This is a genomic window from Kitasatospora sp. NPDC057512 (genome assembly GCF_042802135.1).
Taxonomy (GTDB): Bacteria; Actinomycetota; Actinomycetes; order Streptomycetales; family Streptomycetaceae; genus Kitasatospora.
This window is the reverse complement of record NZ_JBHVET010000245.1, coordinates 1-10,713: the sequence shown is the minus strand read 5'-3', so window position 1 is coordinate 10,713 and position 10,713 is coordinate 1. Positions and strand designations below refer to the sequence as shown.

Annotated in this window: 15 protein-coding genes; 6 read left to right on the top strand and 9 right to left on the bottom strand. The window is 70.0% G+C overall.

Annotation, left to right across the window (positions count from 1 at the left end; translation table 11 throughout):
- Positions 1-47: 47 nt before the first annotated feature.
- From ACFU6K_RS17895 to ACFU6K_RS17885, 3 genes are all read right to left on the bottom strand, one after another.
- On the bottom strand, positions 48-245 hold the full coding sequence (locus tag ACFU6K_RS17895) for a DUF397 domain-containing protein (protein ID WP_380664047.1): 198 nt from the start codon (positions 243-245) through the stop codon (positions 48-50).
- Positions 246-585: 340 nt separating this feature from the next.
- Entirely contained in the window at positions 586-780 is a 195-nt protein-coding gene (locus tag ACFU6K_RS17890) for a DUF397 domain-containing protein (protein ID WP_380664045.1), read from the bottom strand.
- Between the two features lie 12 nt (positions 781-792).
- On the bottom strand, positions 793-1,644 hold the full coding sequence (locus tag ACFU6K_RS17885) for a helix-turn-helix domain-containing protein (RefSeq protein WP_380664049.1): 852 nt from the start codon (positions 1,642-1,644) through the stop codon (positions 793-795).
- A 152-nt stretch (positions 1,645-1,796) separates the two neighbouring features.
- On the opposite strand from ACFU6K_RS17885, the gene ACFU6K_RS17880 reads away from it, so the two are divergent.
- Complete coding sequence (locus tag ACFU6K_RS17880; RefSeq protein ID WP_380664043.1) at positions 1,797-2,141, top strand: hypothetical protein; 345 nt, start codon at positions 1,797-1,799, stop codon at positions 2,139-2,141.
- A 10-nt stretch (positions 2,142-2,151) separates the two neighbouring features.
- Here the strand turns inward: ACFU6K_RS17880 and ACFU6K_RS17875 are convergent, their stop codons facing one another.
- Positions 2,152-3,033 (bottom strand): alpha/beta fold hydrolase, encoded by an 882-nt coding sequence (locus ACFU6K_RS17875; protein WP_380664041.1) that lies wholly within the window; start codon positions 3,031-3,033, stop codon positions 2,152-2,154.
- A gap of 56 nt (positions 3,034-3,089) precedes the next feature.
- Here ACFU6K_RS17875 and ACFU6K_RS17870 point away from each other — a divergent pair, with 56 nt between their 5' ends.
- The 3 genes from ACFU6K_RS17870 to ACFU6K_RS17860 all read left to right on the top strand — a co-directional run bounded on the left by ACFU6K_RS17870 (position 3,090) and on the right by ACFU6K_RS17860 (position 4,706).
- On the top strand, positions 3,090-3,689 hold the full coding sequence (locus ACFU6K_RS17870; protein ID WP_380664039.1) for a TetR/AcrR family transcriptional regulator: 600 nt from the start codon (positions 3,090-3,092) through the stop codon (positions 3,687-3,689).
- A 68-nt stretch (positions 3,690-3,757) separates the two neighbouring features.
- Positions 3,758-3,973 (top strand): e9imm peptide, encoded by a 216-nt coding sequence (locus ACFU6K_RS17865; RefSeq protein ID WP_380664037.1) that lies wholly within the window; start codon positions 3,758-3,760, stop codon positions 3,971-3,973.
- Between the two features lie 112 nt (positions 3,974-4,085).
- Positions 4,086-4,706 carry a plasmid pRiA4b ORF-3 family protein gene (locus tag ACFU6K_RS17860; RefSeq protein ID WP_380664035.1) on the top strand — a complete coding sequence of 207 codons (621 nt, stop codon included), beginning with the start codon at positions 4,086-4,088 and terminating at the stop codon, positions 4,704-4,706.
- A 28-nt stretch (positions 4,707-4,734) separates the two neighbouring features.
- Here ACFU6K_RS17860 and ACFU6K_RS17855 read toward each other — a convergent pair whose 3' ends face one another.
- Positions 4,735-5,229, bottom strand: a complete 495-nt coding sequence (locus ACFU6K_RS17855; protein WP_380664033.1) for a hypothetical protein — start codon at positions 5,227-5,229, stop codon at positions 4,735-4,737.
- A gap of 128 nt (positions 5,230-5,357) precedes the next feature.
- Here ACFU6K_RS17855 and ACFU6K_RS17850 point away from each other — a divergent pair, with 128 nt between their 5' ends.
- Positions 5,358-5,744 carry a hypothetical protein gene (locus tag ACFU6K_RS17850; RefSeq protein ID WP_380664031.1) on the top strand — a complete coding sequence of 129 codons (387 nt, stop codon included), beginning with the start codon at positions 5,358-5,360 and terminating at the stop codon, positions 5,742-5,744.
- A gap of 152 nt (positions 5,745-5,896) precedes the next feature.
- A complete protein-coding gene (locus ACFU6K_RS17845) occupies positions 5,897-6,646 on the top strand; it encodes a multiprotein-bridging factor 1 family protein (protein ID WP_380664029.1) in 750 nt (249 codons plus the stop codon).
- On the opposite strand, the gene ACFU6K_RS17840 is transcribed toward ACFU6K_RS17845, so the two are convergent.
- The 4 genes from ACFU6K_RS17840 to ACFU6K_RS17825 all read right to left on the bottom strand — a co-directional run bounded on the left by ACFU6K_RS17840 (position 6,640) and on the right by ACFU6K_RS17825 (position 10,588).
- Positions 6,640-7,095 carry a hypothetical protein gene (locus ACFU6K_RS17840; RefSeq protein ID WP_380664027.1) on the bottom strand — a complete coding sequence of 152 codons (456 nt, stop codon included), beginning with the start codon at positions 7,093-7,095 and terminating at the stop codon, positions 6,640-6,642. The genes ACFU6K_RS17845 and ACFU6K_RS17840 overlap by 7 nt on opposite strands.
- 144 nt (positions 7,096-7,239) lie before the next feature.
- Positions 7,240-8,157, bottom strand: coding sequence for a phosphorothioated DNA-binding restriction endonuclease (locus ACFU6K_RS17835; RefSeq protein WP_380664025.1), 918 nt, complete (start codon positions 8,155-8,157; stop codon positions 7,240-7,242).
- A 69-nt stretch (positions 8,158-8,226) separates the two neighbouring features.
- Entirely contained in the window at positions 8,227-8,877 is a 651-nt protein-coding gene (locus ACFU6K_RS17830) for a lysophospholipid acyltransferase family protein (RefSeq protein WP_380664023.1), read from the bottom strand.
- A 109-nt stretch (positions 8,878-8,986) separates the two neighbouring features.
- A complete protein-coding gene (locus ACFU6K_RS17825) occupies positions 8,987-10,588 on the bottom strand; it encodes a purple acid phosphatase family protein (RefSeq protein ID WP_380664021.1) in 1,602 nt (533 codons plus the stop codon).
- Positions 10,589-10,713 lie beyond the last annotated feature (125 nt).

Here is a 10,713-nt window from a genome sequence, read left to right as displayed (position 1 = left end):
CCCCAGGACACCTGGGGCACGGGCCGGAAGGGTGCACTCCGCGCAGGTCACGTCGTCAGGTGGTCGAACTCCCCGGCCTTGACGCCGCACAGGAGCGCGCCGAGCGCGCCGGGTGAAGTGGAGAGGACGGTGTCGGGGTCATCGCTCTCACGAATCCGGACAGTGGCGTCGGCAACTGCTGAGACGTAGATGCAGTTGGCGGTGTCGCCGCTGAACGAGGACTTCTGCCAGTTGTGGAAGGCCATACTCAGTCCTGTCTCAGATACGCTGGGCGACACGGCGGATGAGGTCGCGGGATGGATCGGGTTGGAGCGCACTCATCTCCATGCGGTCCGGGACTGTCGTCCCCGCAACCGTAGAGGCGCGCCAGGGTCCGTACCCGGTCCGCGCTCACCGGGTACCCGCCGGATTCGATGTTACTGATGCAGGACTGCGGAGTGCCGTGCAGTTCCGCGCCGCGCCGCCGCCGCGACGGCCACTCGGACCAGCACCCCGCTGGCCCTCACCCGGCCCTCGCCTGGGGCAGCCACCCGACCCCGCCCATCGTGTGCGTGGGAAGTCGACTCAGCCGACTTCCCACGCAGGTCACGTCGTCAGGTGGTCGAACTCCCCTGCCTTGATGCCGCACAGGAGCGCGCCGAGCGCGCCCGGCGAAGTGGCGAGGACGGTGTTGGGGTCGTCACTCTCACGGAGCTTGATGCTGCCAGGGGCTTCGGCAAGGTAGATGCAGTTGGCCGACTCGGAGCTATAGCTGGACTTCTGCCAGCTGAGAGCTGCCATGCGCGCTTCCTCTCAGATGTCCTTCTCGATGCGGGCAATGAGATCACGTGACTTCGCAGGACCCAGGGCGCAGGCTTCCATGAGGTCCAGAACCTTCTGATACTTCACCAGTTGCGCATGGGCATCGAGGAACTCAGAGCCGTGATACGTGTCGAGCTGCACGGTGTCGAGTTGGGGCACGGCAGCGGAGCAGTAGACGATGGACTGCCCAGAGCCGGGGAACGTGCCCGCACCGAAGGGGATCACGAGGACCGAGACGTTCTCGCGCGTGCTCGCCTCGATCAGCTGCCTGAGCTGCGCACGGGCTACAGCGGGCCCGCCGAAACCCATCCGCAGGGCCGCCTCATGGACGATCGCCGTGAGTGGGATCGCCTGCCGGCCGTAGAGAACGACCTGCCGCTTGATTCGGTACGACACCCGATGCTCCAGCTCGTGTGGCGCCGGAGGCGGTACGACGTTTCTGGCGAGCACACGCGCCTGGTCCGCGGTCTGGAGTAGACCCGGAATGTGGATCACCGAGGCGATGCGCATTGCCGTGGCGTGGTGTTCCGTCTCGGCAAGGTCGAGCATGCTTGGCGGCAGGATGTCGCGATACTCCTCCCACCATCCCCGAACCCGCCGTCCAGTCATGCTGGCGAGAGCGTCGATCAGGTCCTGGTCCGTGCAGGTGTACGCGCGAGCGAACGCGCGGACCCGCTCTGCGCTCACCGCGTAGCGGCCCGCTTCGATGCGACTCATGTGGGCCTGGCTCACTCCTACCCGAGCAGCGGCGGCAGTTGAGCTGAGCCCGGCGTTCTCACGGAGTTTGCGCAGTTCGAATCCGAGGCGCTGTTGTCGCAAGGTCGGGGCGTCGCTCGGTGACATCGCGATCCTCTCGTTCACTGCCCAGAGTGAAAATGGCAAGTCTTCAATGGATTACATAGAAAGTATGCCATGCCAGCGCTACCGTATGGAACGAGCCAGTCACTGATAGTACTGGCCGTTGGCTCGCCCATGCCTCGAGGCAGGAGACTTCCATGAGTACTGCGCCCTCGCCAAACTCCCGCCCGGCCACGCCCCTGCCCGTGGCCCGGCCGACCTTCGACCAGGAGCTGTGCGGGCTGGTGCTCGACACCGCACCCCGGCTGTTCGCCGTCGTCCAGGTGTGCGGCGACGACGCCGACGGGTGGGTCGCGGCCTGGGGGCTCACCGACTCGGACGGCCGGACCCACGTGATCGGCGTCGACGGGCGGACGCGCATGACCCTCCACTCTCCCGAACGGGCCGTGCGCCACTTCTCCGGGCGGCCGGGCATCACCGCCCGACTGATCTGGCTCTCCCCGCCGGAGGCCGCCATAGCGAGCCGCACCGCTGCGGCCTGAACCTCCCCTCTCACCCCTGCTCGATGAAGCCCAGCAGGTGCTCGTTGACCAGCTCGGGCTGCTCCAGGTTGAGTCCGTGCCCGGCACGTTCCAGAACCTCCACCCGCACGCCCGGGATCAGCCGGGTGACCCGCTCCACCACCTGGCGCGGCCGCAGCAGCGCGCTGCGCCTGCCCAGCAGCACCAGCACCGGCAGCTCGATCGACGCCAACTCCCCGTCCGTGAACGGCCGGGCCGGCGGGCGGCCGCCCGGCTTGTAGCTCCGCATGGCGAGCATCAGCGGTGCGATCATCTCGCGCGGCGCGCTCAGTGCCGGGTTGGCCAGCAGCCGGCCGACCGCCGGGCGCAGCGGGCGCGGGGCGAGCATGCCGAACAGGCCGCCGACCATGTGGGCGTAGAACCGCGCGGGGACCTTCTCGATCCCGCCCGGGTCGAGCGGCGCGACCGAGGCCAGCCGCTCGGGCGCGTGGATCGCCTGGTTGAGCGCCAGCCAGCCGCCGTACGACACCCCGACCAGGTGGACCCGCTCCAGCCCGAGGCCGGCCAGCACCTCCCCCAGCCAGGCCGCGTTCTCCTCCGACCCTGCCGCGACGGCTCGTTGCACGCTGCGGCCCGGGTCGTCCAGGGTGTCGATCGCGTAGACGGGGTGCCGCTCGCCGAGCGCCGCGATCTGCGGGTACCAGTTGGACGGGTGCCCGGCGTGGCCGTGCAGCAGCACGATCGGTTCGCCGGTCGTCGCGCCGTAGCGGTGGACGTGGACGGTCCCGTACGCGGTCTCGACGTCGAGCTCCTGGCGCGGGCCCGGCCAGAGTTCCATCGCCCGGTCGTACGCCTCAAGGAACTTCGCCCGAGCCGGCTCGCTGACGAAGTGTCCGACGCTGGTCCTGGTCATGATCCCTCCCTGCTTGATGGTATGGTTGTACCACAAAAAGATCCGGAAGGAACCCGATGCCGAAGCTGGTGGACCACGAGGAGCGGCGGGCCCACATCATCGACGCCCTGCTCCGCTCAGCGGCGAGCAGCGGCCTGCACTCCGTCACCATGCGGTCGGTGGCGGTCGAGGCGGGCGTCTCGGTGCGCCTCGTGCAGTACTACTTCGACACCAAGGAGCAGCTGCTGCTCGCTGCCATGACCCGACTGACGGCCCGCATGGGCGAACGGGTCCAGCGGCGCGTCCGCGCGAGCGGCGCCGCCGACCCGCGCGGCATCATCGAAGCCGTCCTGCTCGAAGCCGTCCCCACCGGCGAGGAGAGCCGGGCCTTCCACCTCATCCACACCGAGTACGCGGTGCTCTCCGTCACCGATCCGGCCCTCGGCGGGCCGCAGTTCCTCTCCGCGCCCAACGAGATGGAGGCCTTCCTCACCGCCCAACTGACCGCCGCCCAACAGGCCGGAGCCGCCGACCAGCAGCTGGACCCCCGCCAGGAGGCCGTCGTCCTCCTCGCCGTCTCCGCCGGCCTGGGTCTCAGCGTCCTACTCGGCCAGCGCACGGCGGAGGCCGCCACCACCGTCCTGCGCTACCACCTCGGGCGGCTCTTCCCGGGCTAGGAATCTGTCCGGTCGATCACGTGACTCACTAGACTCTCCTCAACCTGGAGGGGGTGACTGAAGCAGTGATGACTCGTGAGTCGGCCGTTGCGATGGTGCAGAAGATCATGGATGGGGACTGCTACGACGACGCCGAGGTCGACCGCACACTGGAGGCACTGGACAGGGGCCTCGGCTGTCCGAGTGGCTACGTCAGCGACTTGATCTACTCGGCCGACGGGCCGGAGCCGACAGCGGCCGAGATCGTCGAACTGGCCCTGGCCCACCGACCGTTCGCGCTGTGAGAACGACAACCGCTCGGACGTGCTTCAGCCAGTGCAGCGCATTGTCACACGAGCGGGTGAGCCGACGGCCGACGCCCGTACGGGAACCGGTGCCGCTGGCAGGATGGCGGCCATGTCGAACCCCAGGCGCGTGAAGCCGCCCACCCGTTCCCGGACCGCCCCGGGAACGTCCGTCCACACGATCAAGGTCACCCTGTCCGGCTCCGAGCCCCCGATCTGGCGTCGCCTACAGGTGCCGTCGGGCACGGATCTGGAGCGGCTGCACGACCTGGTCCAGGCCGCGTTCGACTGGGAGGACTACCACATGTGGGCCTTCGAGACCGGGCGGGAACGGTACGGCGTCACCGATCGGGACCTGGGGATCCGCGACGCGGCGGCGATGCGCCTCGACCAGATCGCCCCCGGCGTCGGCACGCGGTTCCGCTACATCTACGACTTCGGCGACAACTGGGAACACGACATCCTCGTCGAGGCCGTAGGAGACGCCGAACCCGGTGTCTCCTACCCGCGCTGCCTCACCGGCCGACGGACCGGCCCGCCCGAGGACTGCGGCGGGATCTGGGGATACGAGTACCTCGTCGAGGTTCTGGCCGACCCCGGCCACGAAGAACACGAGGAACGACTCGAATGGCTCGGCCTCGACTCGGCCGACCAGTTCGACCCCGCCGCATTCGACCCGGCCGAGATCAACACCGCCCTGGCCGACTACACGACCGTACTCGTCCACGGCTGAAACCGGACCGGCCCTGTCGACGCGGTCGTCAGAAGTAGCCGAAGAAGCGGTCCGACCAGGTGGGCCGCCGGATGTACGAGGGCAGTCGGCTCGGCCCGTCGTAATCGCTCTCCAGTAGTTCCTCGGCAACCACGACATAGCCGAGTTCGACCAGCGCCCGGTTGACCCTGGCAAGGTCCACGCCGTCCAGCTCGCCCTCGGCCCGGGCTTCCTCCGTTCCGCGGAAGACGCCCGGGTTCTCGGCGCAGACCACCGCCAGTGAGCCGAACTTGCTGACGCAGACGACGATCCGGGTTCCGCAGACGGTCGCGTCCCCGGGAACGACGACGCGTCCGTACTCGCTCGAGTCCTGGGCGTCCTGCTCGGCCGGGCAGGGAGCAGCGAAGTCGCCTTCGAGCCGAGCCACCAGCGCGCCGAAGCGAACCGCGGTCCCGCGACGGTCGTAGCGCTGCGGCCACTCCAGCCACTCCGGATCATCGAGCTCGCGCAGCAGTGCCGGCAGATCCGCTTCGCTCTCGGTCATGCGCTCATCTTGGCGCGGCAACCACCCCGCGCAACAGTCCGGGGCTCCAGCACACTCACCGCTCCCCGACACCACCCGCTCGGGTTCAGTAGCATCAGGGATTCCGATCTCGAAGGAGTGCCGACCGCGTGAGACTCGTCTGCGACCCCGTGTACGGCGAAGTGGATCTCACGGCGTCGGCGGAGGAACTGGATCGTCTGGCGAGCGCGGTGGCCGAGGGCGAGGGGCTTCTCGGCGCTACGCCCTCGCCCGACGCCGATGCCCTGGCGGGGATCGAGGTGAAGAAGACTGGCGGCCCCGGCGTCCTCGTCCGCCTGGACTCCGAGCGGCAGTTCCTCGTGATCAGCGGTGACTCCGCCGGCAGGGTGGTGCTCGCGGACGACCTGCGCGGCATGGCCTCCGCCGAGGACGGCGGCCACCTCCACATCGACTACTTTCCCGAGCACTTCTACCTTGCTGAGGGCTCCCTGCCGCTGGTGGTCAACAGCCCGCACGGAGGCATGCCGACCCACTGAACGGGCCGTTGGTTGCTGCCTACGGTCGTAGGCGGCGAGCGACCGGGTAACCGGACCATCCGCTTGACCAGCGGGAGCACCGTCTGGAGGGCGCTTGTTGCAGCCGGCCCGTTGCGGGAGATTGCTCCTCCGGCTGATGGGAGAGTGTCACCATGGAGATTACCAACCGCACGCTGACGGCGGACGTGATCGCGGCACTGACGTACTGGCCCGGCGTCATCTGGGGAGGTCAGAAGCACCCTCCGGACCCGGTGGATCTCACTGTTCTGCCCTCATTCTTCGACGAGGTATTGCAGGAACTTCCCTGGTGGAACCACGACTGGAAGGTCAGCCACGTCGATCCGGGTCTTCCACTGGAGATCGAGAGCGATCACCACGGTCACCCTGCAAGGTTCACTGAGGTCTCAGTCCCGGGCACGGTCGGTTCCGGTCGTGGTGAGAGCCTGCCTTTCGTCGCGAAGGTCGGGTTCGCAGGTGACCAACTGATCCGATTCCAAGCCAAGATCGGTGACATCGTCCTCAGTCCTGCTGTCGCCCCTGCCGGGCAGCTGGAGGCTCATCCGTTCGCAAGGGTGTTCACCGGGTTGATGGACCTGCGCGGGATTCCGGTGCGGGAGATGGCACTGGAGACCGCACGATCGATGTCCACCATTCGCATGCTTCGCCGGGGAAGACACAACCCGGAGCCGGTTCTTGTCCAGGAGGTCGCCAAGGTTCTGGGCATGTCGGAAACAGACCTCAGCGTCATCGCCGGCCTCGACGACGGCGAGGTGGAGCCGTCGGCACGCGCCTGCCCCACCTGTCGCCGCGACGTCCCTGGACACGGCCCAACGCTTGGATCGTGGCCTGTGTCCGGGCAACGTCGGATAACCGACGCAGGCCCTGGAGGGCAGTTTCACTGAGCCCACGGATGCAGGGCACTCCATGTGCCCCCGGCTGCCGCGAAGACCAGCTCCGAGCCCTCGAAGACTTCTTCGGAACTCACGGGTGGTGGGCCGTCGAACCGTTCGGCGCAAAGATCAACCTGCAACAGTCCGTCGAAGTGCGTGAATTGTGGCGGGTCGTACAACACCCAGCTGAACCCGACACTCTCGTCAATGCGGAACCGCCGCACGTCCACAAGATCCAGGCACACGGGCTCCCAGCGCAGCTCATCGCTGACAACCCTGGCATCGATCACGAGCTGGACGACCCTGCCCCGTCTTGCCCGGGGACCATACTCCTGGTCAAGGATGACGCGGCGCAGGCAAGAGTCCCCGAAGGCATAGCGGGCAAGCAGGGACGCGATTCCGTCCTCGTCCAACGGATACGGCCCAAGCTTTCGCTCCGGAACCGGCGTGGTGAGCTCCACTGTCCTCCCTCATCAGTGCTGCAAGCGTAGGGCGCAGCCCCCGTGTCAGCCTCACCGAGCCCCAAGAGGTTCCCTCACCTGGCACCTGCCGCGATCGAGGCACCCTGGGAACACGCCACCACTCTGCCACCTGACCAAGCCCTACTAGACGAGAGCCCCCGACTCCGCGGGCTGGCGCGGCACGCCGTGGAAGACCTGGCGTGCGTGCCACTCCCGGTGTCGGTCGGCGACCGGCGGGCGGCCGGGCTGGGGGCCGATGAGCGGGCGGCCGGAGAGTGCGAGGACGTGGCGGCGGCTGGCCTCGCTGCGGCCGACGAAGCGGTCGGAGACCAGGATGCGATGGCCCTCCCCCAGGCCCAACACGCCCTTGTCGAAGAGCTTGTGGTGCAGTGAGCACAGGCACAGGCCGTTGTCGACCTCGTCCGGCCCGTCGTGCGACCACCAGCGCACGTGCGCGGCCTCCAGCCCGACCGGGCTCGCCCCGAGGGCGCCGTCGTAGCCGCAGAAGGCGCACTGGAACTCGTAGGCGGTGAGTATCAGTTCACGCATCCGCCGGTCGCGCTGCCGCCGGGCCGCGGCCTCGGCCCCGCCCAGGGCCCCGGTCTCGGCCCGCTCCAGGTCGAGGCCGACCGCCTCGCAGAGGTCGGCGTGCAGGGACGTCGGGAAGTGGGCGTCGAGCAGCACCCGGGCCATCCGGCCCAGCAGGGCAGGCTCCTCGCCGAGCGCCGCCCGCAGCGCGGGCGCGAGCCGGCCGGCGGCCCCGCTCGACCGGAGCACCCCGACCCCGCTGCCGGGGCTCCCCGGCCCCTGGTCGGTACGGACCTCCCACACCCCGTCGCTGACCAGGTGGTGGAACGGATACGCGGGGGTCGTCGGACGCGGCGGCCCGTACTCGGCGAGCAGCCGCTTCAGCTCCTCCTCGACCGCGCTGTACCGCAGTTCGCCCTCCGCGTCCCGCTGGTACCCGCCGAGCGCGTAGAGCAGCAGCAACGGCTTGTGCGGCGCACGCTCGCCGCCCTTCGTCCAGCGCCTCAGCCGCGCCACCCGATCGAGCCAGTCCATGCCGGCCAGCGTAGTTCGCGGCCCGGCGAAGGGATCACCGGGGCCTACGAGCCCGGCCCGGGGGCCGCCTCACCTCCGGCGGGCGCAGCACTGCGCCGCCGTGCGCCAGGCGGCGGTGACGGCCCGGTGGGCGGTGGCGGTGGCTTCGGGGATGTCGGCGGGCAGGTGGAGCGGGGTGCCGAGGTGGACGTGCAGGGTGGGGCGGCGTAGGGGGGCGGTGGCGAATCCGGCGAGCTGTTTGGCGGTGCCGCCCGAGCTGAGGCGGCGGGCGCCGCACTGGCCGAGCGGCACCACCGGGGCGCCGGTCGCCGCCGCGAGCCGGGCGAGGCCGGTGCGGAAGGCGCCCGGTTCCGCGTCGTGGGAGTCCCGGTGCTTCGGCAGGCCGCCTTCTCCGTAGATGAGGACGACCCGGCCGGCCGCGAGCGCCACGGCGGCCGCGTCGAGGGCTTCGGCGGCCCGGGCGGTGCCGCGGTGGACGGGGATGTGCCCGCCGGACCGCAGCACTCCGCCGAGCACCGGCACCCGCCACAGTCCGGCGGTCGCCATCACCACCGGCTCGGTGCCCAGGCGGCGCAGCGCGGCCAGCACCACGCCGGGGTCGGCGGGCGAGGTGTGGTTGGCCGCGACGACGCTGCCCGGGGCTACCGGGCCGGGCGTCTCGGAGGTGACGGAGAGGCGCCCGAGGACGGGCACCAGGGCGGCGGCGATCCGGCTGAGCATGGCGGGCCCTCCGTGGCCTCCGGCGTAGTGGTCCCGCCATCGTCCCGGAGCACCGGCCCCGCCCGCCTGAGTAGCGGTACTCAGGCCGGACCGGGTGTCGGCCGCCGGGTCAGCCGCGCTGCACGGTGACCCGGTCCACGGCGGTGCCGTCCTCGGTGAGCGAGCGCACCTCCATCCGGGCGGGCCTGCCCGCGACGGCGGGGGTCACGTCGATCGCCACCAGGCAGTAGCCGGTGTACCTGACCCTGGACCAGGTGACCTTGACGGTCTGGTTGTGGCCGCTCCGGTCGGAGACCACCATCGGCACGGGTTTGTCGTTGGCGCTCTCGTGCCCGAGGTAGGTGTCGGCGGCGGGGAAGGAGTAGAGCCCGCCTCCACCGCCGCCCGCGACGACGTAGGTGGTGCCGTCCTTGACCGGGTCGACGGTGTCGCCGGAGGCGACCTTGCGGGTGGGCTTGCCGGCCCGGATGGGGTCGGTCCGCTCGTAGACGTGGTTGTGGCCGCTGAGCACCAGGTCCACCTGGTACTTGTCGAACAGCGGGGCCCAGTCCTGCTGCGCGCCGAGTTCGGCCCCGTTGTCGTGGCAGGTGGAGTACGTGCACTGGTGCAGGTAGACGACGATGAAGTCGATGCCGGTGTCGGCGCGGAGCGCGGCGAGCCGGCTCTCCAGCCACTTCTTCTGCTTGCCCTTGGTGTAGTCGAGGTTGGCGGGGGTGTTGTAGCAGACGTCGTTGCCGTCGAGGCTGATCAGGCCGACGTTCTGGTAGCGCCAGGAGTAGATGCCGGTGGACTGGCTCCAGGCGTTGTCGGGCGTGGTGAAGCGGGCGCGCATGCCCCCGTAGCCGTCGGTCCCGTACCACGGCTCCATCTCGTGGTTGCCGATCGCCGGCATCCACGGGGTCCGCGCGGCGACGGGTTCGTTCTGTACGAAGAAGGAGTCCCACAGGCGGGCGTCGTACGCGTCGCTGGTCTTGCCGCTGCCGCCGGCGTTGGCGTAGGAGAGGTCGCCCATGTGGAGGTGGAAGGCGGGGTCGAGGCCGGCGATCAGGTTGCCGGTGGCCGCCGCGTTGTAGCCGATGCCCTGGTCGCCGAAGGCGGTGAAGGTGAACCCGGCACCGCGGCCGGGGGCGGGTGCGGTGCGGAAGCTCGCCACGTCGCCGAGCCGGGCGCCCTGGCCGGCCGGGTCGTAGCCCTGGTGGCCGACGACGTAGTAGTAGGTGGTGTCCGGGATCAGCTGGTCCAGCCGCGCGTGCAGGTAGTACTGGGTGACGGTGGTGGGCTTGACCAGGGGCTGGTCCTCGACCGGCTTCTGCCAGGAGAGCTTGCTGACCAGGGTGCGGACCTCGGCGGCGATCGGGGCGCCGAAGTCGCCGGCCTGGACGCCGATCCGGACGAACGGCGCGGTCACCGCGTCCGGCACCTGCCAGGAGACGACGACCTGCTGGGACGGGTCGGCCCCGTAGGCGAGGTGCCGGCCGAAGGGCCGCAGCGCGGACCCGGCGGTCCGCTCGCTCCGGGGCATGGGGACGGTCGGGATGGCGGGGGAGGTCGGGGTGACGGGGAGGGTCGGGGTGGCGAGCGCGGTCGGGCGCGGGGCCGCCAGGGCGGTGCCCGGCAGCAGCAGGCCGCCGGCCGCGAGGGCCGCTCCGCCCGTCGCGCCGGCTCGGAGGAGGTCGCGCCGGGAGTGCCGTGGGGTCTCGGTCTCGGACATGACATCAAGTTAGGAAACTTCCCTAACCTTTGACAAGAGGTCCGGCGCCACCGGATGTGTTTTCGATTCCCTTTCGCCATAGGACAGTTGGTGCGGAGCAGAGGACCCGCCGCGCACCGGTCGGC

Bases quoted from the DNA above. Each gene is read 5' to 3' on its own strand.
- ACFU6K_RS17895 (WP_380664047.1), bottom strand. From the start codon at position 245: ATGGCCTTCCACAACTGGCAGAAGTCCTCGTTCAGCGGCGACACCGCC.
- ACFU6K_RS17890 (WP_380664045.1), bottom strand. From the start codon at position 780: ATGGCAGCTCTCAGCTGGCAGAAGTCCAGCTATAGCTCCGAGTCGGCC.
- ACFU6K_RS17885 (WP_380664049.1), bottom strand. From the start codon at position 1,644: ATGTCACCGAGCGACGCCCCGACCTTGCGACAACAGCGCCTCGGATTC.
- ACFU6K_RS17880 (WP_380664043.1), top strand. From the start codon at position 1,797: ATGAGTACTGCGCCCTCGCCAAACTCCCGCCCGGCCACGCCCCTGCCC.
- ACFU6K_RS17875 (WP_380664041.1), bottom strand. From the start codon at position 3,033: ATGACCAGGACCAGCGTCGGACACTTCGTCAGCGAGCCGGCTCGGGCG.
- ACFU6K_RS17870 (WP_380664039.1), top strand. From the start codon at position 3,090: ATGCCGAAGCTGGTGGACCACGAGGAGCGGCGGGCCCACATCATCGAC.
- ACFU6K_RS17865 (WP_380664037.1), top strand. From the start codon at position 3,758: ATGACTCGTGAGTCGGCCGTTGCGATGGTGCAGAAGATCATGGATGGG.
- ACFU6K_RS17860 (WP_380664035.1), top strand. From the start codon at position 4,086: ATGTCGAACCCCAGGCGCGTGAAGCCGCCCACCCGTTCCCGGACCGCC.
- ACFU6K_RS17855 (WP_380664033.1), bottom strand. From the start codon at position 5,229: ATGACCGAGAGCGAAGCGGATCTGCCGGCACTGCTGCGCGAGCTCGAT.
- ACFU6K_RS17845 (WP_380664029.1), top strand. From the start codon at position 5,897: ATGGAGATTACCAACCGCACGCTGACGGCGGACGTGATCGCGGCACTG.
- ACFU6K_RS17835 (WP_380664025.1), bottom strand. From the start codon at position 8,157: ATGGACTGGCTCGATCGGGTGGCGCGGCTGAGGCGCTGGACGAAGGGC.
- ACFU6K_RS17830 (WP_380664023.1), bottom strand. From the start codon at position 8,877: ATGCTCAGCCGGATCGCCGCCGCCCTGGTGCCCGTCCTCGGGCGCCTC.
- ACFU6K_RS17825 (WP_380664021.1), bottom strand. From the start codon at position 10,588: ATGTCCGAGACCGAGACCCCACGGCACTCCCGGCGCGACCTCCTCCGA.